The 24,408-nt window shown below is 68.7% G+C and carries 20 protein-coding genes; 7 read left to right on the forward strand and 13 right to left on the reverse strand.

Translation table 11 applies throughout. The annotated features are described in order from the left end of the window. Window positions 1–2 precede the first annotated feature (2 nt). The 6 genes from treY to BIZ42_RS19475 form a co-directional block, all read right to left on the reverse strand. The gene (gene treY, locus BIZ42_RS00745) at window positions 3–2,549 is read right to left on the reverse strand and encodes a malto-oligosyltrehalose synthase (RefSeq protein WP_070425235.1); all 2,547 of its coding nucleotides are present in this window, start codon (window positions 2,547–2,549) and stop codon (window positions 3–5) included. A 1-nt stretch (window position 2,550) separates the two neighbouring features. Then, window positions 2,551–4,443 carry a 4-alpha-glucanotransferase gene (locus tag BIZ42_RS00750; protein WP_070425236.1) on the reverse strand — a complete coding sequence of 631 codons (1,893 nt, stop codon included), beginning with the start codon at window positions 4,441–4,443 and terminating at the stop codon, window positions 2,551–2,553. After that, window positions 4,440–6,176: a malto-oligosyltrehalose trehalohydrolase gene (gene treZ, locus BIZ42_RS00755; RefSeq protein ID WP_083279745.1), complete on the reverse strand. Its 1,737-nt coding sequence runs from the start codon at window positions 6,174–6,176 to the stop codon at window positions 4,440–4,442. Before treZ ends, BIZ42_RS00750 begins: the two co-directional genes overlap by 4 nt. Further along, the gene (gene glgB / locus BIZ42_RS00760; protein ID WP_070425238.1) at window positions 6,173–8,413 is read right to left on the reverse strand and encodes a 1,4-alpha-glucan branching protein GlgB; all 2,241 of its coding nucleotides are present in this window, start codon (window positions 8,411–8,413) and stop codon (window positions 6,173–6,175) included. The genes treZ and glgB overlap by 4 nt, the downstream gene beginning before the upstream one ends. Further along, a complete protein-coding gene (glgA, locus tag BIZ42_RS00765; protein WP_257785233.1) occupies window positions 8,410–9,969 on the reverse strand; it encodes a glycogen synthase GlgA in 1,560 nt (519 codons plus the stop codon). The genes glgB and glgA overlap by 4 nt, the downstream gene beginning before the upstream one ends. 337 nt (window positions 9,970–10,306) lie before the next feature. Next, on the reverse strand, window positions 10,307–10,498 hold the full coding sequence (locus tag BIZ42_RS19475; RefSeq protein ID WP_070425239.1) for a hypothetical protein: 192 nt from the start codon (window positions 10,496–10,498) through the stop codon (window positions 10,307–10,309). A 122-nt stretch (window positions 10,499–10,620) separates the two neighbouring features. Here BIZ42_RS19475 and BIZ42_RS00775 point away from each other — a divergent pair, with 122 nt between their 5' ends. The 4 genes from BIZ42_RS00775 (at window position 10,621) to BIZ42_RS00790 (ending at window position 15,915) form a co-directional block, all read left to right on the forward strand. Beyond that, on the forward strand, window positions 10,621–11,403 hold the full coding sequence (locus BIZ42_RS00775; protein WP_070425240.1) for a DeoR/GlpR family DNA-binding transcription regulator: 783 nt from the start codon (window positions 10,621–10,623) through the stop codon (window positions 11,401–11,403). A 25-nt stretch (window positions 11,404–11,428) separates the two neighbouring features. Continuing rightward, window positions 11,429–12,568 carry an MFS transporter gene (locus tag BIZ42_RS00780; RefSeq protein ID WP_070425241.1) on the forward strand — a complete coding sequence of 380 codons (1,140 nt, stop codon included), beginning with the start codon at window positions 11,429–11,431 and terminating at the stop codon, window positions 12,566–12,568. Window positions 12,569–12,815: 247 nt separating this feature from the next. Next, entirely contained in the window at window positions 12,816–14,993 is a 2,178-nt protein-coding gene (locus BIZ42_RS00785) for a TonB-dependent siderophore receptor (RefSeq protein WP_070425242.1), read from the forward strand. Between the two features lie 88 nt (window positions 14,994–15,081). After that, window positions 15,082–15,915: an isocitrate lyase/phosphoenolpyruvate mutase family protein gene (locus BIZ42_RS00790; protein ID WP_156785659.1), complete on the forward strand. Its 834-nt coding sequence runs from the start codon at window positions 15,082–15,084 to the stop codon at window positions 15,913–15,915. A 6-nt stretch (window positions 15,916–15,921) separates the two neighbouring features. Here the strand turns inward: BIZ42_RS00790 and BIZ42_RS00795 are convergent, their stop codons facing one another. Together BIZ42_RS00795 and BIZ42_RS00800 are read right to left on the reverse strand one after the other, a co-directional pair. Next, entirely contained in the window at window positions 15,922–16,242 is a 321-nt protein-coding gene (locus BIZ42_RS00795; RefSeq protein WP_019184628.1) for a multidrug efflux SMR transporter, read from the reverse strand. Next, a complete protein-coding gene (locus tag BIZ42_RS00800; RefSeq protein WP_019184629.1) occupies window positions 16,239–16,610 on the reverse strand; it encodes a multidrug efflux SMR transporter in 372 nt (123 codons plus the stop codon). The genes BIZ42_RS00795 and BIZ42_RS00800 overlap by 4 nt, the downstream gene beginning before the upstream one ends. A gap of 278 nt (window positions 16,611–16,888) precedes the next feature. Here BIZ42_RS00800 and BIZ42_RS00805 point away from each other — a divergent pair, with 278 nt between their 5' ends. Continuing rightward, entirely contained in the window at window positions 16,889–17,755 is an 867-nt protein-coding gene (locus BIZ42_RS00805; protein WP_070427400.1) for a LysR family transcriptional regulator, read from the forward strand. On the opposite strand, the gene BIZ42_RS00810 is transcribed toward BIZ42_RS00805, so the two are convergent. The 3 genes from BIZ42_RS00810 to BIZ42_RS00820 form a co-directional block, all read right to left on the reverse strand. Further along, window positions 17,728–18,654, reverse strand: a complete 927-nt coding sequence (locus tag BIZ42_RS00810) for a M14 family metallocarboxypeptidase (RefSeq protein WP_070425243.1) — start codon at window positions 18,652–18,654, stop codon at window positions 17,728–17,730. The genes BIZ42_RS00805 and BIZ42_RS00810 overlap by 28 nt on opposite strands. A gap of 65 nt (window positions 18,655–18,719) precedes the next feature. Further along, complete coding sequence (locus BIZ42_RS00815) at window positions 18,720–19,205, reverse strand: NAD(P)H-binding protein (RefSeq protein WP_216636714.1); 486 nt, start codon at window positions 19,203–19,205, stop codon at window positions 18,720–18,722. A 248-nt stretch (window positions 19,206–19,453) separates the two neighbouring features. Next, on the reverse strand, window positions 19,454–19,918 hold the full coding sequence (locus BIZ42_RS00820; RefSeq protein ID WP_070425244.1) for a cupin domain-containing protein: 465 nt from the start codon (window positions 19,916–19,918) through the stop codon (window positions 19,454–19,456). Between the two features lie 203 nt (window positions 19,919–20,121). Between BIZ42_RS00820 and BIZ42_RS00825 the strand changes: the two genes are divergently transcribed. Next, window positions 20,122–21,015, forward strand: a complete 894-nt coding sequence (locus tag BIZ42_RS00825; protein WP_070425245.1) for a LysR family transcriptional regulator — start codon at window positions 20,122–20,124, stop codon at window positions 21,013–21,015. A gap of 116 nt (window positions 21,016–21,131) precedes the next feature. On the opposite strand, the gene BIZ42_RS00830 is transcribed toward BIZ42_RS00825, so the two are convergent. Beyond that, window positions 21,132–22,109 carry a zinc-binding dehydrogenase gene (locus tag BIZ42_RS00830; RefSeq protein ID WP_070425246.1) on the reverse strand — a complete coding sequence of 326 codons (978 nt, stop codon included), beginning with the start codon at window positions 22,107–22,109 and terminating at the stop codon, window positions 21,132–21,134. A 51-nt stretch (window positions 22,110–22,160) separates the two neighbouring features. Beyond that, window positions 22,161–22,931 carry a hypothetical protein gene (locus tag BIZ42_RS00835; RefSeq protein WP_070425247.1) on the reverse strand — a complete coding sequence of 257 codons (771 nt, stop codon included), beginning with the start codon at window positions 22,929–22,931 and terminating at the stop codon, window positions 22,161–22,163. A gap of 116 nt (window positions 22,932–23,047) precedes the next feature. Between BIZ42_RS00835 and BIZ42_RS00840 the strand changes: the two genes are divergently transcribed. Next, the gene (locus BIZ42_RS00840) at window positions 23,048–24,388 is read left to right on the forward strand and encodes an Nramp family divalent metal transporter (protein WP_070427401.1); all 1,341 of its coding nucleotides are present in this window, start codon (window positions 23,048–23,050) and stop codon (window positions 24,386–24,388) included. Window positions 24,389–24,408 lie beyond the last annotated feature (20 nt).

The following is a 24,408-nucleotide window of genomic DNA, read 5'->3' on the forward strand; positions in this document are numbered from 1 at the left end:
CTTCACTCGTTGATCAGCAGGGTCACGGGGCTGCCATCGGACAGCGCCCGCAGGGAAATATCGGGGTCGGTGATTTCTACCGACGTGCCGGTGAGCAGATTGCGATAGCGCCCCTGCGGAATCGTCACGCGGCCCGTGCCCCAGAACCGGGCAGGCAACGCCGCCGTGACTTCCTGCGCGGGACGCACGGTGGTGGCGATCGCGGCGACCACGATCAGCCGCTGCGCGCCGTGTTCGCGCGCGAAGGCCAGCACGCGTTCGGGCAGCGTGGTCGGCAATGGCACATAGCCGCCCAGCGCGAACAGCTCCGGGGCGCTGCTCCGGGCCTGCAGCAGGGTCTGCACCAGGCGCGCCTTGGCTACGCCATCGCGCCACCCCTGCAGCAGTACTGGCCACGCACGCCCATCCCGGCGCCAGTGCGCACGCAACGCATAGTCCACCGGCCGCCGGTTGTCCGGGTCCACCAATGACAGATCCCAGCCTTCGGTGCCCTGGTACAGATCCGGCACGCCCGGCACGCTCAGCCGCAGCGCGGTCTGGCTCAGGCTGAAACGCGCGCCGGCCGGCGCGATGCGCGCCACGACGTCCTGCACGGCCGCGCGGAACGCCTGCCCGGCATCGCTGTCGATCAATGCTTCCACCACGGCCGCCGCGCACGACTCGTAAGCCTCATCCGGATGGCCCCAACTGCTGCGCTGGCCACCCTCGCGCAGCGCCTTGGCCTGCCACTGCACCACGCGCGCAGCGAGATCAGCGCCTGATCCGCCCTCGGCCGGCCAGACCGAGACCAGTGTCTGCCACAGCATCTCGCGGTCCGCCGCACGCAGTGCACCGGCACCAAGGGGCGCTGCGAGCCGTTCGAAGCTACGCACCTGGCGCAGCCACCATTCGGGCCACGCTGACACCACCGCCAATCGCATCCGGGCGTCTTCGCCGCGTTTATGGTCATGCGTGGCCGTGGCAAGCAGGCTGCGCGGGTGCTGGTCGTGGCGGGCGCGCATGAACCCATGAAAACGCGGTGCCGACACACTCAGTACCGTTGGATGACTGCCGACCTCGTTCCGGGACAACAGCGGCGCATGCCGATAGAAGCTGCTGTCTTCCACTGCCTTGGCGTTGAGCGGCGCGCTGAGCAGCTGGGCCCGCTGTCGCAGCGCCAGGCAGCGGCGATGCAGCACCGGGTCATCCTCCTGCGATGGCGGCGCCAGCACCCAGGCGGCGATCTGCTCGATCGCAGCCACCTGGTCCGGCGCGCTGCCGGCGACGGCCGCCTCGATGGCCTGCTGCCACAGCCGCCGATCCTCGGCGCCCGGGGCCGCGTGGGTGAGATAGCTGCGGTACACCGGGAAGTGACTCAACAGCGATAACGCCGCGCGCGCCAGCAGGGGCCTGCCGAAGTCGGCGGCGACACCGCCGGTGAGGCGCGAAAGGCGGACGAGGCGCGCGACGAAGGCATCGAACTCGGCACGCAGGCCGTGCTCCAGCACGTCGCGCCGGGCCTCCAGTTCCACCTCGCGGAAGCTTCGTGGGTCACCGGTGACCTGCTGCCAGTGCCGTGTCAGCGGGTTGCCACCGGCACCGCTGTGCAGCAATGCACCGACCTGGTCCATGAAGTCGTAGCCGGTGGTGCCATCGCACGGCCAGTCCGCCCGTAATGCTTCATCCGGCGCCAGGATCTTCTCCACCCACAGGCCCAGCGCGCCAGGCGACAGCCCACGGCGGGCGCCGGCAGCATCCAGCGCTGCGCGCAGCCGGTGCAGGTAACCGGCCGGATCGCGGAGTCCATCCACGTGGTCCACGCGCAGGCCATCCACCCGTCCCTCCGCCACCAGGCGCAGCGGAAGTGCGTGCACGGTCTCGAAGACATCGCAGCGATGCATCTGCAGCGCGACCAGCGAGGCGATGGTGAAGAAGCGACGGTAGTTGATCCGGTCATCGCCACTGCGCCACCACGCCAGCCGGTACGGCTGCGCCGCCAGCACGCCGGCCAGGGCCGGTGCCGTCAGCTCCGACGCGCCTCCGGCCCAGGTGGAGGGGGCCAGCGGATACACGGTGCCGTGGTGCGCGACGCCCGCCGATCCGTTGGCGGCGCGCTGCACGGTGAGCACGCCGTCGGCGATCGCGCTGGACAGCGGCCGATCCAGCACCGGCAGCCACAGCTTGCCGTCACGCCCCGGTGCGCGCCAGGCGATGTCGAACCAGCCGGCATGCGCGCTGGCCTTGCCGTGGGCCAGCACATCGGCCCAGTACGGATTGAGCGAATGCGCCGCCATGTGGTTCGGCACGATATCCAGGATCAGGCCCATCCCGCATGCGCGCACGGCATCGGAAAGACGCTGCAACCCGGCCTCCCCGCCCAGCTCCGGATTGACCGTGGTGGGATCGATGACGTCGTAGCCATGCGTGGAACCGGGCACCGCGCTGGCGATCGGCGACAGGTACAGGTGACTGATGCCCAATGAAGCGTAGTAATCCACCTGCGCGCGGGCCGCGTCGAAATCGAAGCCGGCGTGCAGCTGCAGGCGGGCGGTGGCGCGGAACGGAACCATCTCAATGCTCCTGGCGGCGGCGGGCCGCGGCGAACTGCTGCAGCGAACGGTCCAGCGCCCGCAACGGCAACGGGGATGGCAGGCGCTGGCGCCAGTTCGGGTGGACGGCGACCGTGCCCGGGAGATTGACCTGGCCACGCAGGCCCAGCGCATCTTCCACCGGCAACAGCGCCAACGGCGCCGGGCTGGCAGCCACCTGCCGCAGCGCGGCCAGCCGGAGGGCATCCGGCGCAGCGCCATCGGTGCCGACCGCGCGGGCCAGCCGCGCCACGTCCTCGCGCCGCGCGGCCATGGCCTGCGCGGTATCGGCGGCCGGCGCTGCGCCCAGGCGCGCCCGCCAGCGCAGGTCATCGCCGTGTTGCCAGCCTTCCAGCGTTGGCAGATCGTGGGTGCCAGTCAGTGCGACGGCGTCACTCCGCCACTGCGCCGGCGGCAGGAAGTCGCCGTCCGGCGCGCGGGTGAAGGCGAGCACATCCATGCCGAGTACGCCGCGCGCGGCCAACGTGTCACGAATCCCGGGCGGCACGACCCCGAGATCTTCGCCGATGACAATGCAGCGGTTGCGCCAGGATTCCAGCGCGAGCAGATTGAGCAGATCGGCCAGCGGATAGCGCAGGTACACCCCCTGCCCCGAGCCCGCGCCGTGTGGCACCACCCATAGCCGCTGCAGGCCGAGAATGTGGTCGATACGCACCCCGCCCCTGTCACGCATCACGGCGCGCAGCAGGGTGATGAACGGCGCAAAGCCGCTGCGGCGCAATCCATCCGGCGAGTAGCTGCTGATGCCCCAGACCTGTCCGTCAGGGGCGAAGGCGTCCGGCGGTGCACCCAGTACCAGCCCACGCAGGGCGGTGTCGGCAGCCGCGGCCGCCTCGGCGCCATCGGCGGTGAAGCCGACCGCCAGGTCGGCGATCAGGCCCAGTGCCATGCCGGCCTCCTGCGCGCGGCGTTGCGCCTGCTGCCAGCTGCGCGCAGCGCGCCATTGCGCATGCACCTGCAACGCTGGATCGCGCTGGCCCATCGCGGCGGCGTTGCATCGTGCGAACGCGGCCAGTGCGGCGCCGCCCTCCTGCTCGAAGCCACGCAGATCACGCTGCAGTGCCTCTGGTGCCTGGGTGAACCGCTGGTACGACTGCTGCAGGCGATGCCACTTGCGTGCCGCCGCGCCGGCCCAGTCGATCAGGCCATCCGCCGGCGTCGGGTCCGGCGCATCGTCCTCGGCCATGTCCCACTCCTCCAGCGTGCCGGCATACACCGGCTCGAGAAAGCGACGGTCACTCGGCGAATAGGGACTGAAGGACGCATCGATTCGGCCCGCGGCGTGTAGCGGGCTCAGCGCCACCGCATCGCCACCGGCGGCGGCAATGCGCTCACACCACTGCTGTGCAGCACTGCTGTCGCCGATGCCGTCATCTCCGGCACGGCGCGCGGCATATACCTGGAGCACCGCGCCCCAGCTGCGCGGCTCGCCGAGCCCGGTAGCATCGGCCACGCTGAAGCAGCGCGTCGGCGCCACCGCCACGGCATGCTCATCCTGCCCGACGCGCAGGCGCCAGTAGCCGGGCTGATCCGGCACTACCCAGACACCGGCTCGCGCCCGCGTCGCCGGCATCGTGTGACCGCGTTCATCGCACCACTCGCCCGCGCCTTCCACATCCAGCAGCAGGGGCTCACCGAGCTGCACGGTGCGCAGCGACGGAGCGGCGCGCTCGTGCAGGCAATGCTGCAGGCTCTGCTGGCACTGCGCCGGTGTTTCCGCGCGCCAGCCCAATGCGTCCAGCACGCTCTGCAGTGTGTCCTGTTCGACGATGCGCGGCGTGCCGTGCACGTCCTCCCAGCGGATCAGCAGCCCGGCGGCCTCGGCCAGGCTGGCCAGCGCGGGCATGGCGTTCATGCCGCCACGCGCCGCACCAGCAGCGCGGCCGGTGCCAGCAGCTGGCCGTGCCCGACCTCGCCCAGCTGCAGCACGGTTTCGCCATAAGGCAGATCGGCGAGCACGGCGGTCTGGCCAAGGTTGAAGGCCAGCCACCATTGGGCATCGCCCAGTTGCCAGCCTGCGCGTACCGCGCCGTTGCCGAGCACGCTCGCGCCTAGGCTGCGTGCGTGCCGCAATTGCGGCACCAGATACTGCCAGCGCAGGGTCAGCACGCTGCGGAAGGCCGCCAGCCACGGGTTCTGCTGACGTGCTTCGGCCGACGGCAGCGGCGCCTGCGACGCCTGGAAGGTCGCCAGGGCATTCGGGTCGGGGATCGAGGCCTGCGCCTGCGGATCGGCAAAGGCACTGAAGAGGCTGAACTCGGCACGGCGTCCATCGCGTACCGCCTGGTCAAGCGGCGCATCGAAATCGGTGAAGAACAGGAAAGGCTCGCGTGCGCCCCACGGCTCACCCATGAAGAACAAGGGAATCATCGGTGTCAGGGCGGCCAGCGCCAGCGCCACCTGCAGCCGCTCGGGCGACACCAGGGTCTGCAGGCGGTCGCCGAAGGCGCGATTGCCGATCTGGTCATGGTTCTGCGCGAAGATCACGAAGTGCGCCGGCGACAGCCCCGCACTGGGTTCGCCCCGCCGGTGCCCCAGGCGGTTGACTTCCCCCTGCCAGGCAAATCCCTCGGCCAGCACCCGCGCCAGCTGTGCGGTCGGGTTGGCCGCGAAATCAGCGTAGTAGCCCTCGGTTTCGCCGGTCAGCAACACGTGCAGCGCGTTGTGGAAGTCGTCATTCCACTGCGCGGTGTAACCATCGGCCAGCAGCGAGGCGGTGTTGTGCTCGTTCTCCAGGATCAGGTGCACCTGGTGCGACGGCCCGTGCGTCTGGATCGCCTCGCGCAGCTGGGCGAGGAACGACGGCGGCTGGATCGCGTGCGCGGCGTCCAGGCGCAGGCCATCGAACCGGTACTCGCGCAGCCACATCAGAGCGTTGTCGATGAAAAAGCGCTGCACGTGCGGTTCCCGGAAGTCGATCGCCGCACCCCACGGGGTGGAGACGTCGTCACGGAAAAACGCGGGCGCATACTGCGGCAGATGATTGCCCTCCGGGCCGAAGTGGTTGTAGACCACGTCCAGCAGCACCATCAGGCCCAGCGCATGCGCGTGGTCGATCAGCGCCTTGAGCTCGTCCGGGCTGCCATAGGCCGCGGCCGGCGCGTAGGGCAATGCGCCGTCGTAGCCCCAGTTGCGCGTACCCGGAAAGGTGGCCAGGGGCATCAGTTCAAGAGCGGTGATGCCCATCGCTGCCAGTGCCGGGAGTTGCGCCTGCAGCGCGGCGTAGCCGCCCACAGCACCCACGTGCACTTCATAGAGGACGGCTTCCTCCCACGGCCTGCCCGCCCAATCGGCGTGTTGCCATGCATGGCCATCTTCGTCCAACACGGCACTGGGGCCGTTGAGCCCTTCGGGTTGCCAGCGCGAGGCCGGATCGGGAACGCTGAGCGTCCCGTCGATGCGGTAGCGGTAGCGCGCCCCCGGTGCACACACCAGCCGGATCCAGTAGCTGCCGTCGTCGGCTGCCTGCATCGGCAGCGCCTCGCCGTCGAGCAGCAGCTCCACGGACTGCGCGGCCGGCGCCCAGAGTCGGAAGACATGGTCACCTCCAGGCTGCCGCCAGGCGCCGAATCGCTCTCCCGCCGTCACCCCTCCACCTGCAGGAACACGGTGGACAGTGGCGGCAGGGTCAAGGCCAGTGACTGCGCGTGCCCGTGCATCGCGATCGGCAGGGTATCGACCTGCCCATGGTTGCCGATGTCACTGCCACCGTAGAAACGGCTGTCGCTGTTGAACACTTCCTGCCAGCGCCCGGCGTGCGGCACCCCTACGCGATAGCCGTGGCGCGCCATCGGGGTAAAATTGCTGACCGCCAGCAGCGGGCCGGCGCTCCCACGCGGATCGTGGCGGATGAAGGCGAGCACGCTGTTGACGTGATCGTCGCCAACGCTCCACTCGAATCCCTGCTCGGTCCGGTTGCCGTGCTGCAGCGCCGGCAGCTCGCGCAGCAGCCGGTTGAGGTCGCCGACCATCCGCGCCACGCCCGCGTGTGCCGGCTCGGACGCCTGTGCCCAGTCCAGCTGGGCATCGTGGTTCCATTCCGTGCATTGCGCGAATTCGCCGCCCATGAACAGCAGTTTGCTGCCCGGGTGGGCCCACATGAAACCGAGGTAGGCCCTGAGGTTGGCCAGCTGCTGCCAGCGGTCGCCGGGCATCTTGCCCAGCAGCGATCCCTTTCCGTGCACCACTTCATCGTGGGAGAGCGGCAGGACGAACTGCTCGGAGAAGGCGTACATCGCGCTGAAGGTCATCTGGCTGTGATGATGCGAGCGATGGATCGGGTCGCGACCCAGGTAGCTCAGCGTGTCGTGCATCCACCCCATGTTCCACTTGTGGGTGAAGCCCAACCCGCCCTCGCCGCTGGGGGCGGTCACGCCCGGCCACGCAGTGGATTCCTCGGCGATCACCAGCACGCCGCGTGCCTGCCGGGCGATGGCATCGTTGAGGTCGCGCAGGAAGGCGATCGCTTCCAGGTTCTCGCGGCCACCGTGCGCGTTGGGGATCCACTGCCCGTCCTCGCGGCTGTAGTCCCGATACAGCATCGAGGCGACGGCATCCACGCGCAGGCCATCGATATGGAACCGCTCGATCCACTCCAGTGCGCTGCCGATCAGGAAGCCGGTCACTTCGCTGCGGCCGAAGTTGTAGATCAGCGTGTCCCAGTCCGGGTGCAGACCCTGGCGCGGGTCATCGTGCTCATACAGCGCAGTGCCGTCGAAACGTTGCATGCCATGCGCATCGGATGGGAAATGCGCGCCGACCCAGTCCACGATCACCCCCAGTCCAGCCTGGTGACAGCGATCGACGAAGCGTGCGAAACGGTCCGGCCCACCGTGCCGCGCGGTGGGGGCGTACAGGCCGAGCGGCTGATAGCCCCACGAACCGCCGAACGGATGCTCGCTGACCGGCAGCAGTTCGATATGGGTGAAGCCCAGGCCCGTCACGTAGGGAATGAGCTGGTCGCCGAGCTGGTCCCAGTCGAGCACGTCGCCGTTCTCACCGCGCCGCCAGGAACCGGCGTGCACTTCATAGATGGAGATCGCGCGGTCATCCATCGATGCGCGCGCCTGCATCCAGGCGTCGTCCTGCCATGCACGCTGCGCCCCATCGGCCACTACCGAGGCCGTGCCCGGCAGCAGCTCGGACTGGCGGGCCATCGGGTCGGCCTTGTGGGTCAGCTGGGTCCCATCAGCCGCGGTGATCTCGAACTTGTAGCGCGCGCCGGCCTCCACGCGCGGCAGGAAGATCTCCCACACGCCAGCGCCATGGCGCAGCCGCATCGGGTGACGCCGCCCGTCCCAGCCATTGAAGTCGCCCACCACCGAAACACGGCGCGCGTTCGGGGCCCAGACGGCGAAACGCACGCCATCGATGCCCTGCTGCTGTACCTGGTGTGCACCCAGCGCCACGCGGATGCTGTTCGGGTCGCCGGCGGCGATGCCGGCCAGCGCGTCCTCGTCCAGCACGGGGCCGAAGGCGTAAACGTCTTCGATCTCCTGTTGCACGCCACCCCAATCGACCCGCAGCAGGCTCACCACGGGCCCCTCGATGGGCGCCTGGAAGATGCCCTCGCCCATGGCGGCCATCGGCCGCCAGTGGCCGGCCGCGTCGCGGCGCAGGACCGCGAGTGCGGCCGGGAACAGCACGTGCAGGCGCCAGGCGCCGGTGGCATCACGGTGGGGACCCAGCAGCGCGAAGGCATCGCCAGGCGCGCCGGCGGCAATCGACGCCCGCGCCGGCGACAACGCCGCCTCGGCCAATGGTGCTGCGGACACGCTCTCACCGCCGGGCTCGATCCCGGCATCCAGTTCCCATTGCGTGCTCATGCGCGTGCTTCCGTGGTGCGTTGATAAAGATCCAGGTAATGCGTGCCGGCGATATCCCAGCCGCTCGGGCGCAGCATCGCCGCGCGGCGCATGGCCGCCATCAGCCCGGACTGACGGAAGGTACGGAATGCACGCTGCACGCAGCGGCGCAGCGCATCGGCTTCGGCGCCGTTGAACAGGAAGCCGGTGACGCCATCGTCCACGGTATCGATCAGGCCGCCGGTGGCGTGCGCGATCGGCAGGCAGCCGAAGCGTTGGGCGTACATCTGGCTCAGGCCGCACGGCTCGAACCGCGATGGCATCAGCAGGAAGTCGGCGCCGGCGAACATGCGGCGCGCAAGCGTTTCATCGAAACCGATGTAGGCCGAGACGCTACCCGGATAGCGGCGCGCGAGTTCACGCACCTGCGCTTCGATCTGTGGCTCGCCACCGCCGATGATGACCAGCTGGCCACCGGCGGCCACGATCTGCGGGGCGACGTCGCAGGTGAGGTCCAGGCCCTTCTGGTGGACCAGCCGCGACACCACCGCGAACAGCGGGCCCCGGCTTTCGGGCAGGCCGAACGCACGCCGGACATGGCGCGCGTTGTGGTCGCGCCCTTCGCAGGACTGCACGCTGAAGTGCACCGGCAGGTGATGGTCGGTGCGCGGGTCCCAGCTGCTGTCGATGCCGTTGACGATGCCGCTCAGGTGCCCCAGCGCTGCACGGCGCGAGAGCAGCCGGTCCAGACCACAGCCCTCCGCCGGCGCGGTGATCTGCGCGGCATAGCTGATGCTGACCGTATTGACCTGGTCGGCATGCACGATGCCGCCGCGCAGGAAGGACAGCTGCCCGTGGAAATCCAGCGCTTCGCGCTGCGCCTCGGCGATGCCCAGGTCCGCGGCCAGGCTGGCCGGGAACAGGCCCTGGTAGGCCAGGTTGTGGATGGTGAGCAGGCACGAGGCCTTGCTGCCCGACCAGCGCACGTAGGCTGCGGCCAGCGCGCACGGCCAGTCATTGAGGTGCAGCAGGCCCGGCGTCCAGTCCATGCCGGCCTCACCTGCGGCGATCACCGCCGCCGCGCGCGACAGCGTGGCAAAGCGCACCGCGTTGTCGGCCCACGGCTCCCCGGCCGCGTCGACGTACGGCGAGCCGTCGCGTTCATAGAGCTCCGGGCAGATCAGCACGTAGACCGGCAATCCGTCGTCCAGCACGGTGTGTGCGATCACGCAGGCTGGCAACGCCGCGTGCGCCGGGGTCTGCCCGATCACCTGGATCGGCCCGGTGCGCTCGAGCACCTCGCGATAGCCGGGAATCAATACGCGCATGTCCGCGCGGTCGCGCAGCGCACGCGGCAGCGAGGCGGCGACATCACCCAGGCCACCGGCCTTGATGTAGTCGGCCATCTCCGAGACGACAAACAGCACGCGATGGTCGCGGCCACAGGCACGTTCGATGTGGTCGCCAGGCACGACGGTCTGCGTGATGCGGCGCCGGCGCGCACGCAGGGCATCGGTTTTGACCAGGGCCTCGGCCTTGGCGGCGGAGACCTCACGGGTGCGATTGCGAGCGGACATTGGGGGAAGACTCAACGGGGGAGGCATGGCGCAGCCACTCGCCGCCCCGCGCGTGATACGCACAGGACGAAGCGTGATCTGCCTGGAAAAGAATCGGTCGGAGACACAACCTCGACCTGTGGATCGAATCTACACTCCCGCTGAATCAATGGACTGTGAACCCTCGGCGACGATTTGTTGACTGCGCGGGACGCCGCTGCCGAAAACGGTCCACAACGCCTTGCACGCCGCGCGCATTGCACTCTATGAATCTTTCAGATTCGATGAAAACCGTGCGCGCACCTACCGTTGGCGAGTGCGGTGCGCAATGCATATCGACATGCCTTCTGGTTCTGGATCAAACCAATGTCGTGACGCAGAACATTCTCCAGACCTCCGTGCCGTTGATGGCAGTGATGGCAGTGATGGCAGTGATCGCGGTGATCGCGGTGATCGCGGCGATGGCGGCGATGGCGGCGATGGCGGTGACGCCAACGATGGCAGCGACGCCAGAGTCGACATGGAGGCCAGCGACGCCGGCGAGGGTCATGTTCGACAGCCGGGCTTACGAGGGAGCAAGGCGTTGAATGCGGTCGCTGGGAATTTGCACGTTCATGCGCATTTCAATAGAATGCGCATGAACACGCAGACTCAGCACAGGCCGCTTTCGCCATGACACCCGCCCCGGACACGCTCCCCAGTGAACGCCAGCAGACCATCCTCGGCCTGCTCCAGCGACACGGCCGGGTTCTTTCCGCCCAGCTTGCAGTGGACCTTCAAGTCTCCGAGGACTCGATTCGCCGCGATCTGCGCGATCTCGCGCAGCAGGGCCTGTGCCGGAAGGTGTATGGCGGCGCACTGCCCGCCACCCCGGATTTTCCCCCGCTGAGTGCCCGCCAAACCGTGCAGAAAACGCAGAAACAGGCACTGGCACGCGAGGCCGCCGCTCAGATCCGGGCCGGCGACACCGTTCTGCTCGATGCCGGTTCCACCAACAGCGCCATCGCCGCCTGCCTGCCAGCGCTGGAAGGCCTGCATATTCTGACCAATGCACCGGATATCGCGCTCACCCTGATGGCGCGCGGCGGCATCGAGGTCACGCTGATCGGCGGCCGCCTTGACCCTCGCATCGGCGCCACCGTGGGCGCGCAGGCACTGGAGGCCATGGGCGGACTGCGCGTGGATCTGTTCTTCATCGGCACCTGCGCAGTGGATGCGCAGCAGGGGCTGTGGGCAGTCGATGGCGAAGAAGCCGCCCTCAAGCGGGCGATGCTGGCCGCCAGCAGCCGCTGCGTGGTGGTGGCCACCAACGACAAGCTCGGCGCCCAGGCGAGCCATCGCATCGGCACCGTCGATGACATCGATGTGCTGGTGCTCGAAGCCGATGCGCCTGCGCCGCAGATCGATGCATTCGTCCGTCGCGGCGTGGATATCCAGCTCGTCTCGCGCCGTTGACCCTTTCCCAGGAATCTCCAGACCAATGACCCCGCTCTCTTCCGTTGCCGCCCGCGGGCAGCAGCACGCCACCCGCGCCGCCTTTTTCCTGCCCGGCTTCGCCACCGCTGCCTGGGCGCCGCTGGTCCCGTTCGCCAAGCACCGCACCGGGCTGGATGAAGGTTCGCTGGGCCTGGTGCTGCTGTGCCTGGGCGCCGGCTCGCTGCTGGCGATGCCGATCGCCGGCATGCTCGCCGCACGCCACGGCTGCCGCGCGGTCATGATCGCCACGCTGGTGATGGTGATCGCCACCCTGCCCCTGCTCGCCGTCGCGCCCTCACCGCTGACCCTGGGCCTGGTGCTGTTCGTGTTCGGTGCCGGCGTGGGCGCCTGCGATTGCGTGATGAACATGCAGGCGATCATGGTCGAGCGCGACAGCGGCCGGCCGATGATGTCCGGCTTCCACGCGTTCTACAGCATCGGCGGTGCCGTCGGTGCCGGCGCGATGACCGCCCTGCTCGCGTTCCACCTGCCGCCGTGGCTGGTCTGCCTGCTGGCGTCGGCGGTGATGGCCGCGCTGTTGGCCCTTTCGCTGCCGCACTGGCGGACCGACAAGGCCCCCAGTGATGCGCCGATGTTCGCGGTGCCGCACGGCGTGGTGCTCGCGATCGGGGTGCTGTGTTTCGTGGCGTTCCTGGCCGAAGGCTCGGTGCTGGACTGGAGCGCGGTGTTCCTGCATGAAGTGCAGCAGGTCGATCCCTCGCGCGCCGGCCTGGGCTACCTGGCCTTTGCCATCGCGATGACCGTGACCCGTCTCGTCGGCGATGGCGTGGTGGCCAGGCTCGGCCGCCATCGTTCGATCCTGATCGGCAGCCTGGTCGCGGCGTCGGGCTTCGCGCTGGCAACCTTCGCTGCCTGGATGCCGCTGGCCCTGTGCGGTTATGCCCTGGTCGGCCTGGGCTGCGCCAACATCGTGCCGGCCCTGTTCTCGATGGCCGGCAACCAGAAGGTCATGCCGGAAAGCCTGGCCATCCCGGCGATCACCACGCTCGGCTATGCCGGTGTGCTGGCAGGCCCGGCACTGATCGGTTTCGTGGCGCAGGCCAGCAGCCTGGTGTTCGCCTTCAGCGCGGTGGCGGTGACGCTGGTGCTGGTGGGGCTGTGCGCGCGGTGGGTGCGCGCCTGAGACTGCCCGGACTGTTCCTCGCTTCCTGAACAGCGGGGCCAACAGCAGATCGATCACCTCGAGCATGCGCGCCTCCTTGGCTGCGCCGGCGGCCCGGCGCAGCCCCAGACTTGCACGCAGAAGGCACCCGGGCAAGCGGTCGGGGCCCTGACAACGCAGATGATTCCCATTTGCTGTACGATCCGCCGGTTTTTCCCCAGGCGCGCACGCGCGCGGCCTGCCCTCGCCCGACCGGACCGCCGTACCCATGCACGCCCTTTCCGCCCGCCCCACCCTCGCCGCCATCGCAGCCGCCATCGGCCTGGCGTTGGCCTGCACCCCGCGCCTGGCCGCAGCGCAGGCCGCCGCGCCCGACGCCACGCAGCTGGATGCCGTCACCGTCACCGGCAACTGGCTGGACAACCCCACCGAAGCCAAGCTGCTCGAGCACCCCGGTGCGCGCAGCATCGTGGAGGCGCAGCGCATCGCCGAGAGCGGCTCGACCAGCGTGCGTGACGTGCTGCGCCAGATTCCCGGTGTGCAGGTGCAGGAAAGCAATGGCACCGGCGGCAGCGATGTGTCGCTCAACGTGGGCGTGCGCGGCCTCACCTCGCGCCTGTCGCCGCGCTCCTACGTGTTGATGGACGGCGTGCCGATGTCCTACGCACCCTATGGCCAGCCGCAGCTGTCGCTGGCGCCCGTGGCACTGGGCAACCTGGAATCGGTGGACGTGGTGCGCGGTGCCGGCTCGGTCCGCTACGGGCCGCAGAACGTGGGCGGCATCATCAACTTCGTGACCCGCGCGATTCCAAAGGACGTCGCCGGCTCGCTGGGCTTTGCCTCGGAGATGTACGGCCAGGGCGGCAACCTGAAGACCGTCCCCAGCCTGTTCCTGGGCGGCACCACCGACGGTGGCCTCGGCGCGGCGCTGCTGTACTCGGGCACCCACGGCGATGGCTGGCGCAGCAGCAATGACAAGACCGACATCGACGATGTCCTGCTCAAGGCGTCCTATGCGTTGGGCAACGCCGGCGACCTGGCGATGTCGCTGCACCACTTCGAAGGCAGCGGGCGCATGCCCGGTGGCCTGACCACCGCCGAATACGCCGCCGATCCGTTCCAGTCCACCCGCCCGTATGACGTGTTCAACGGGCGCCGCAGCGATGGCTCGCTGAAGTACAGCTTCAGCGACGGCCGCAACAATGTCGAGGTGCTGGGCTACTACGTGGATTCCTTCCGCGGCAGCTACATCGAGCAGGACGGCACCGGTGCCACCAGCGGCCAGCGCCGCCTCACCGCCGCGCCGCGCAGCTACCACTACCTGGGCGTGGAGCCGCGCTATTCGCGCCTGTTCACCACCGGCACGGTCGTGCAGGAAGTGAGCGTGGGCTACCGCTACCTGAAGGAAGCCAGCAGCGAGGTGGCCTCGCGCACCCGCTACTACCCGCCGGGCGCGGCGGTGGCCGGCTTCGATCTGCCGCTGCTCCCGTACCAGACCAGCCGCGGTGGCACGACCGCCCATGCGTTCTACATCGATGACCGCATCGATATCGGCAACTGGACCATCACCCCCGGCGTGCGTGTGGAGGACATCCGCACCTTCAACACCGTGACCAACCTGGCCGCCAGTGGCGCGGTCAGCAGCGTGCTGACCCCAAGCATCGACTCGCGCGAGACCCTGCCCACGCTGTCGGTGCTGTACCGCCTGAGCGATCACTGGTCCCTGTTCGCCAATGGTGGCAAGTCGTTCGGCCCGCAGCAGTATAGCCAGCTGGCCTCGACCACCGAGGGCCTGCACCCGGAATCGGCGACCACCAATGAGCTGGGCACGCACTACAACGGCAGCGGCCTGAGCGGTGAGTTCACCCTGTTCAACGTCGACTTCGACAAGGAACTGCAGCTGGCCCGCTCGATCGTCGGCGAAGGCATGTGGACCGACCTGGGCGCGACCCGGCACCGCGGCGCGGAGTCGGCGCTGCGTTACGACATGGGCCAGCTCAGCGACGCACTCACCGGCCTGCAGCTGTCGATGACCTACACCTGGACCGAGGCCACCGCCCGCGCCGGTGCGTTTGCCAGCAAGGACCTGCCGCTGTACTCGCGCAATGTCGGCTCGTTCGGCGCGCGCTATGCGATCGACCGCTGGACCTTCAACGCCGATGTGTTCGCCCAGTCCGGCCAGCGCTCGCCGGGCACCCCCACCCCGGGCGCGACCTATGTGACCGAGGAAGACCCGACCGGTCGCCTCGGCGACATCCCCGGGTACTCCACCGTCGCCGTGCGCGCCGGCTACGACTTCGGGCCAGAGCTGCACGATCTGAAGCTGGCGATCGGGGTCAAGAACCTGTTCGACCGCCGCTACTACACGCGCTCCACCGACAACAACGGCGGCAAGTTCGTCGGCCAGCCGCGAACGCTGTACCTGCAGGGCACCATCGCGTTCTGATGTGACGGCGCTGCGCGGCCCAGGCGGTCGCGCAGCGCAGCATGGGCGTGGCAGCGGCGGGCGTTACCATCAGGCCACTGCTTACCGGATGCGCACGATGACGGACCTGTCCTTCGATCCCCGCCCGCGCCGCGCGGCCTTCCGCGCGTTGCACGATGACGGCTGCTTCGTGCTGCCCAACCCGTGGGACGCCGGCAGCGCACGCTATCTGCACAGCCTCGGTTTCCAGGCACTGGCCTCCACCAGTTCCGGCTATGCGTGGAGCCAGGCCCAGGCCGATGGCACGTTGACGCTGGAGGAAACGCTCGCCCATCTCCACTCCCTCGCCGCCGCGACCCCGCTGCCGTTGAACGCCGATTTCGGCGATGGCTTCGGCACGCTGGAGGAGGTCGGCCGCAACGTCGCCCTTGCCATCGCCACGGGCGTGGCTGGCATCTCCATCGAAGACGCCAGCCCGGACCCGGACCATCCGCTGCGCACGCTGGACGATGCCGTGGCCCGGGTGCGCGCGGCGCGCCGTGCGATCGACGAGGCCGGAGAGGACGTGTTGCTGATCGGCCGTGCCGAAAACTTCTTCGTCGGCCGCCCGGACCTGGAGGATGCGATCACGCGGTTGCGCGCCTATGCCGAGGCGGGTGCGGACTGCCTCTACGCACCGGGCATCAGCAACCGCGAGCAGATCGAGGCGGTGGTGGCCGCAGTGGCACCGCGACCGGTCAACCTGCTGGTGGGCAGCGCGTTGCCGTTCACCCTCCAGGACATTGCCGCCATGGGCGTGCGCCGGGTGAGCGTTGGCGGTGCGATGGCGCGTACTGCCTGGGGCGGGATGATGCGCGCCGCGCAGTTGCTCAAGGACGAAGGCCGCTTCGACGGCTTCGCGGACGCGGCCGCCGGCACGGTGCTGAACCAGTTGTTCCGCTGAGCGGGATCAGTGGCTGGACAGCACCACCACCGCCGCGGTGACCAGCGCGATGCCCACCCAGCCGATCGGGCGCAGACGATTGCCGAACAGCACGCGCCCGCACAGCGCGGTGCCGATCACACCGATCGCACCCCACATCGCATAGGCCGTGGCCAGGTCCAGGGTCTTGACCGCCTGGCCGAGCATCGCGAACGCGATCCAGACCAGCACGATCGCGGCGACGCCCCACGCCGGCTTACGGAAACCATCGGATTTGGCGACCATCATGTTGGCCGCGATGTCGATCAGGGCCGAGCAGACCACGAACAGGAAGGCGGTGAGATTCATGACGTGTGCTCCTCGCCGAGCGTGACGCAGACGATGCCGACCGCCGCCATCACCAGGCCGATCATCTGCTGCACCGACAGGCTGTCCTTGAACACGAAAATACCGACCAGGGTCAGCAGGGTCAGGCCAAGGCCTTCCCATACCGCGTAGGCGACACCGACCGCGATGCCGCGCACCGACAGCGCAAGGAAGTAATACGAAATGGCCAGGGCCACGGCCATCACGGCATAGCCCACATAGCCGCCATGACGGGCGGCATCGGCCATGAACGAGGTACCGACCACTTCGGCGACGATCGCCACGGTCAGGCAGGCCCAGGCGATCAGTCCGCCGCGGGCACGGGGTTGCGAATGCACCTGTGTGTGCATGGAAAGCTCCTTGATGGCGGCCGGTGCGCGCCGGCGGAATGCCGGGCACCGGGGCATCGGCCGGGATGGCGGATGCGCATGCGTCGCGGCCGGGTGACATGGCCGACACCCGGTCGGCACTGGCGGCACCGACGGCACCGCATCGGCACCGCATCCGGTAGGTACCGACCGTTGGTCGGTACGCGCCAGCCGGGCCATGGCACCCGAACGACGCGCCCATTATCATCGTAGTTTCCATCATTCCCAAGATGGAATCCATCGACAAAGGCGATACATCCATGCGTTATGGCCCTGAATCCCTGCACGCGTTCGTCGAGGCCGCGGCCCTCGGCTCTTTCTCCGCCGCCGCACGCCGTTTGAAGAAGACCCAATCCACCATCAGCACCGCGATCGCCACGCTGGAAGCGGATCTGGGCCTCACCCTGTTCGATCGCAGTGGTCGTTACCCGGTGCTGACCGAAGACGGCCGCAAAGTGCTCGGCCATGCGCAGGAAATCCTGGCCGCCGCCGACCGCCTCGAGCAGCTCAGCATCCGCCTGGCCGACGAGGTCGAACCGCGCCTGACCCTGGTGTTCTCGGACATCTACCAGCTCAATCCCGACCAGCATCTGCTGCGCCGGTTCGAGCAACGCTTCCCGGATATCGAACTTGAGTGGCTGGATGCCGAAGGCGGCGACGTGCTGGAGGTGGTACAGCGCGGGCGCGCCCAGCTCGGGCTGATCCCGCATCAGCCGTCCTATCCTTCCGAACTGGCGGTACGCGCCCTGCCCCTGCGTGCGGAGATGGCGGTGTTCGTGGCCGCTGCTCACCCGCTGGCCGCCGTGGCCGCGCCGGAGGAATCGCACCTGGCCGGTCATCGCCAGATCTGCCTGAGCGGCGACGCCTGCCGTGAGGGCCACGCACGCGGGCGGACGTGGTCCGCCTCGGACTACCTGATGGTGCTGGAGATGGCCGAGGACGGCTTCGGCTGGGCTGAACTGCCGCGCGCACTGGTCACGCGCTACGGCCGGGGCATGCTGGTGGAGCTGCCCCTGCCGGGCTGGCCACGGCTGGTTTCCACCGATGCGGTGTGGCGCAAGGGCGCGCCGCTGGGGCCGGCCGCGCTGTGGTTGCTGGATCAGTTCCTGGGGGCGGCCAACGCGTAATCGATCGCCGCGCAGATCGCCGCCACCTGGGCATCGTTGCACTGCTGCGGGGTCGCGCGCGGGCTGTCCGGATACACCTCGGTGGTGGTGGTGAAGGTCGCACCGCTGACACTGGCGCACAGGCCCAGCTTTTCCAGCGGATATTCGATCACGCCGGGGGCGACCACCGGCGAGCCGATGATTTCGCCCTTGTCGTCAGCCGGGGCGATGTGGGTCACCCGTTCGACGGCCGCGTTGACGGCGGTCTGGAACGCAGGCTGCGGGTTCTCGCTGTCATCGACGAGATAGAAACCATCCGGGATCAGACCCGGCTCGAACGGCTTGCCGTCGCGCGCGGCCAGGGCCGGGCGGAATTCGGTTTCATCGCTGTCCGTGGTTTCGTGCAGGTCGATATGCATCACGATACTGCCCTTCAGCGGCGCGACGAGAGCAATCAGCGCGGCCGCTTCGGCCGCCGGGCTGTTGACCATGAAGGAGCGGTTCGGATCGATCGCCTCGGCGTTCCAGCGCTGGATGCGCTCGTAGCCCCACGGGCTGACGCAGGGCACCACCAGCAGATTGGCGCGCCCGGCGTACTCGGCCGCGCGGGTCTGCAGGAACTGAAGGGCACCCTGCACGCCACTGGTTTCGTAGCCGTGGATGCCGCCGGTGACCAGCATCGTCGGCAGCGCGGGGTTCCAGTCGCGGCTGCGTACGGCGAACAGCGGGTACTGGTCCGGGGCGTAATCCAACGTGCCGTACTGGCTGACATCGAAGCGGCCGCGCAATGCCTCCAGCACCGGCAGCACGTCATCGGCATAGCGCCGCTGCGGCACCTGGCGGGCACGCCACTGCGCCTTCTCTTCAGCGCCCCAGGGCTGGCCAGGGGTACCGATGGGATAGAAGGAGGCGTTGGTCATGGCGTGCTCGTCTGTGTTGCGGTGTGGAAGCGCGATTTTACCATTGCCGCACCGGGCAGCCCCGCTTACGCGTGGGCGAGCGCGGCGATCGCTGCATCGACAGGCTGGTCGCCTTCGGTCAGCTCGATGATGGTGCGCCGCAGCTGCGGCTGTTCCACCAGCGCGACCAGGGTGGCGGCCACATCGGCACGCGGGATGTCGCCATAGGCGATCGCCGGTCCCGCGGTGACGCGGCCAGTGCCTGCTGCATCTTTCAAGGTGCCCGGGCGCAGGATGACCCAGTCCAGATCGGTCGCGGCCAGATACACATCGGCGCGCTTCTTGACCGTCATGTAATTCTCGAAGCCCTCGCCCATGGCCTTGTTGCGGCCGGCTTCGGGGAATGCCGACACCAACAGGAAACGACGCACGCCCGCCTGCCGGGCGGCATCCACGGCAAGTTCCAGGCCACGGCCATCGATGGCGTTGGTCACGTCCACGCCCGCGCCGCCCGCACCGGCGGTGAAGACCACCACATCGCTGCCCGCCATGCTGCGGGCGAGCGTGTCCACGTCGGAGGCGGTGAGGTCGCCAGGGACCGGCGTGGCCCCAGCGCGCTGAGTTCATCGCCCTGCCCGGCACGGCGATGCAGCGCAAGCACGCGATGCTCTCTTTCAGCCAGCTGCTTGACGAGATGACGACCCACCTTGCCGGCCGCGCCGACGATGAAGACAGTGCTCAAGACGGTTCTCCTGTTTCGATCCAGCGGCAAGCCTACGCAGGCGGATGTGACACGACCGTCCCCATCGCGCGCCGACGTTCAGCCGCCGCTGTACTGCGCGTCGCTGACCTGCTCCATCCACGTCACCGGCGAGCCGTCCACCGCTTCGGCGATCGCGATATGCGTCATCGCCGTGGTGGCCTGCGCGCCGTGCCAATGCTTGACGCCCGGTGGAATCCAGACGATGTCGCCCGGGCGGATCTCGCGCGCGGGCTTGCCCCACTCCTGCACGCTGCCCACGCCTGCGGTGACGATCAGGGTCTGGCCCAGCGGATGGGTATGCCACGCGGTGCGGGCACCGGGCTCGAAGGTGACCGTCGCTCCGCCGACCCGTGCCGGCGCATCGGCCTGGAAGGGCGCATCGATGCGCACGCGGCCGGTGAAGTAATCGGCCGGGCCGGCCGCCGAGGCGGTGCTGCCGGCGCGGGTGATGGCGATGGGCGCCGCTTCGGCGGGCGCGGTGGCGGCCATCGAAAGCGACAGCGCGGCGGTGAACAGGTCCATGAAGCGATCTCCTGTGGGGAGCGACGAAGCACGCCGCCGGGACCCTCACTCTAGGCCTGGCCCCGCGCGGGAACTACCCATCGCAACCGGGATGCAGCCATGACTGATCCTCATCAATGGGTAAACAACGCTACTTGAGTTCATCAGTCGGGCCCGCGCATCATGGGCGCGCATGACTGCCATGCGCCCTCGGCCCCCGCTCCATGGCCCGCGAGAATTTCAACGATCTGCAGGTGTTCGTCACCGTCGCGCGCGAGCGCAGCTTCACCCGCGCGGCCGCCCAGCTCGGCGTCTCGCAGTCTGCGCTGAGCCACACCGTCCGCGGCCTGGAAGAGCGCCTGGGCGTGCGCCTGCTGACCCGGACCACGCGCAGCGTCTCGATGACCGAGGCTGGCGAGCGGCTGTACGACACCGTCGCGCCGCGCATGCAGGAGATCGAGGCCGAAGTGGCCGCGATCAGCGAGTACCGCGACCGCCCGGCCGGCACGATCCGCATCACCACCGCCGAACATGCGGCCAACACGATCGTCTGGCCGCGGCTGTCGGCCGTGCTGCCCGCCTACCCCGACCTGCGTGTGGAGCTCACCATCGACTACGGCCTGGCCGACATCGTCGCCCAGCGCTACGACATCGGCATCCGTCTGGGCGGGCGCGTGGCCAAGGACATGATCGCCGTGCCGATCAGCCCGCCGCAGCGCATGGCGATCGTGGCCAGCCCGGCCTACTTCGCCACGCATACCGCGCCGCAGGTGCCGGCCGATCTGGCCGCACACAACTGCATCGGCATGCGCCTGCCCACCCACGGCGGGCTGATGGTGTGGGACCTGGAAAAGGACGGCGAGGACGTGAACGTGCGCGTGGACGGCCAATGGACCTTCAACGGCAGCAGCGCGATCCGTCGCGCCGCCCTGGCCGGTGCCGGACTGGCCTATCTGCCCGAGGACATGGTGCTCGAGGACATCGCCGCCGGTGCCTTGCGGCGTGTCATGCCGGACTGGTGCGATCCCTTCGACGGCTATTACGCCTACTACCCCAGCCGCCGGCAATCCTCCAGCGCGATGCGCGTAGTGATCGAAGCATTGCGCGCAGAAAGGTAGAACCGACCGTTGGTCGGCTGAGGCGGCGCCACATCCCACGTAGAGCCGACCGTTGGTCGGCTGACGGAGTGCCCGATCAAGGGCAGCCGACCAACGGTCGGCTCTACCGGTCCTTCTCAGGGGCGCAGCAGCACCTTGCCGTTACGGCCTGGCTCCAGGCTGGCCTTGGCGGCATCGGCCACCTCGTCCAGACCGAACACACCGTCCACCGGCAGACTCAGCCCGCCACCCGCAGCCAGCTGCAGCAGCTCCCCGACCAGGCGCCGCTTGTCTTCCGGCGCCATCGCCTGGCTGACTTTGCTGCCCCAGAAGCCCTTCACCGTGGCCTGTTTGAAGATCACATCGCCCGAGCTGAGCTGCATCGGCTCACCGGTCATCGAACCGAACGACACCAACGTGCCGCCATCGCCCAGCAGGGTCATCAACTCACTGCTGGCGCGCCCGCCAACCGAGTCCACGGCGGCGGCGATCGATGCCTTGCCGACCGTGGCCTGCACCTGGGCCATCCAGTCGGACTGCGCGGTGGAAATGGTGTGGTCAATGCCGAGTCCGGCCATCTCGGTCACGCCCGCGTCGCGCCGCACCAGGTTGATGCAGTGCACGCCACGTGCCTTGGCCAGCATCGCCAGCGCCTTGCCGACCGCGCCGTTGGCCGCGTTCTGGAGAATCCACTGGCCTTGCTTCACCTGCAGGAACTCCAGCAGCATCAAGGCACTGAGCGGCATGGCGATCAGCTGTGCCGCCGCGTTGTCATCGATGCTGTCGGGCATGGGAATGACCATGCGCGCCGGCGCGATGAAGTACTCGGCCCAGGTGCCGTGCACCGACGCGGCGCTGACGCGCTGGCCGACCTTCAGGCCGTCGACGCCTTCGCCCAGCGCGTCGATCACGCCCGTACCTTCGCTGCCACCGACCGCGGGCAGCTCGGGCTTGTAGCCATACTGACCGCGCACGGTCCACAGGTCGTGGTTGTGGATGGGCGCCAGCACGGTGCGGATGCGCACCTCGCCGGCCGCCGGGGCCGGCTGCGGCACGTCGCCGCCGTGCAGGACCTGGGTCGGGTCACCGAAGGTGGTGTGGATGGCAGCGCGCATCAGCCGCGCGCCTTCATTGCGATGTTCATGGGGTATCTCCTGCAGAAGGAATCAACGGCGATGACGATGGGCGGCGACGATGGCGCGCGGCTGGTGCCAGGCGCGCACGCGCAGCCAGATGGTCTGGATCACCACGATGATGATCAGCACCAGCGCCAGGATGGCGATGTTGTGGGCCCCCGGCAGATCCCAGCCGGACTGCTTGACGTACATCCCGGCCAGCGCCCAGATGACGGCGGCCGGATAGGCGAAGTGCCCGCGCAGCAGCTGGTTGACCACCAGCACCAGCAGCGTGGCCAGCACCAGCAGCACCAGGCTCCAGCCGAGCATGTTGTCGGTCGGCAGCCAGCCAAGGGCGACGATCACCTGGGCGGTATTGAGGAAGGCCGCCAGCGACAACCAACCGGCATGCAGCGCCAACGGATAGGCAGCCCACGCACGCTGGCCACCCGGCGCGGTGACCGGCGAGGCGCGGTAGGCGGCCACGATCACGCAGAGCAAGGCGGCCCAGATGATCGCCAGCGCCGGGAGGAACCACTGGTTGGAGAACACGGGCATCCAGGCGGCGGTCAACGCGAAACCGGCCGCCGCCCACGGGCGCACCCCGGTGATGTCCGGCTTGCGCAGGCGCAGCTGCCAGAACCCGAACAGCACGTCCCACAGGAAGATCAGGCCCCAGATCGCGAAGGCATAACCGGCCGCGACCAGCAGGGTCGGGTACTGGTCGGACACTGCACCGTTGGTCGGGCCGAACGCGCCGGTCTGTGAGAACCACGCCACCACGGGCATGGCCAATGCGGCCAACAACACGATCCAACGCATGCATCCACTCCAGCTGAAAAGAGCGGTGACGATACGCGGTTCAGGGTTAAGGCGTTGGGAGGCCACAGATTGCAAAGCCTTACTAACATAGCCTCTGCTATATTGCGGCCGTGGACATCCAACGCCGCCCAGAAAACGCCCCCGCCTGGCCGTCCTCGGCCGGGCATACGCCCAGCCTGGGCGAGATGAACGCCAGCGTCGCGGTCCCGAGTGGCGGTCACTGGTGGTTCCGGCTGCTGGCCTTCCTCGGCCCGGGCTACATGATCTCGGTCGGCTACATGGACCCGGGCAACTGGGCCACCGACATCGCCGGCGGTGCGCAGTTCGGTTACCTGCTGCTCTCGGTGATCCTGCTCTCCAACCTGATGGCGATCGTGCTGCAGGGGCTCTCGGCGCGCCTGGGCATCGCCACCGGGCGCGATCTGGCGCAGGCCTGCCGCGACCACTACTCGAGGCCGGTCAACCTGGGCCTGTGGCTGCTGTGCGAGATCGCGATCATCGCCTGCGATCTGGCGGAAGTCATCGGCACGGCAATCGCGCTGAAGCTGTTGTTCGGGATCCCGCTGCTGGCCGGCGCGATCATCACCGCGGTGGACGTGGTGCTGGTGCTGCTGCTGATGAACCGTGGGTTCCGTGCCCTTGAGGCGTTCGTGATCGCGCTGCTGCTGGTGATCTTCGGTTGCTTTGCGATCCAGATCTTCATCGCCGCCCCGCCGCTGCAGGCGGTGCTGGCCGGGTTCATTCCGCACGCCCAGGTGGTGACCGATCCCAAGGCCCTGTACCTGGCGATCGGCATCATCGGTGCCACCGTGATGCCGCACAATCTCTACCTGCACTCCTCCATCGTGCAGACCCGCGCCTACCCGCGCACGGATGCTGGTCGCCGCAGCGCGCTGCGCTGGGCGGTGACCGACAGCACCATCGCGCTGATGCTGGCGTTGTTCATCAACGCCTCGATCCTGATCCTGGCGGCCGCGGTGTTCCATGCGTATGGCCGGACCGATGTGCAGGAGATCGAGCAGGCCTACGAACTGCTCGCGCCGATGCTGGGCGTCGGCCTGGCCTCGACGTTGTTCGCGGTCGCCCTGCTCGCTTCGGGCATCAACTCCACCGTGACCGCGACGCTGGCCGGCCAGATCGTGATGGAAGGTTTCCTGCGGCTGCGGATCGCCCCGTGGGCGCGGCGGCTGATCACCCGCGGCATCGCGATCGTGCCGGTGGTGGTGGTCACGGCCATCTATGGCGAGCAAGGCACCGCACGGTTGCTGGTGTTGAGCCAGGTGCTGCTCTCGATGCAGCTGCCGTTCGCGGTGGTGCCGCTGGTGCGGTTCGTCTCGGACAAGGCCAAGATGGGCGCGCTGGTGGCGCCGAGGTGGTTGATCGCGCTGTCGTGGCTGATCGGCGGCCTGATCATCGTGTTGAACGTGAAGCTGCTGGTGGATGTGTGGCGGGGCTGAGCCCTTAGCCCTTGACCTCA

Origin of the sequence: Stenotrophomonas sp. LM091 (assembly GCF_001806305.1) — a bacterium.
GTDB classification, from domain to species: domain Bacteria; phylum Pseudomonadota; class Gammaproteobacteria; order Xanthomonadales; family Xanthomonadaceae; genus Stenotrophomonas; species Stenotrophomonas bentonitica_A.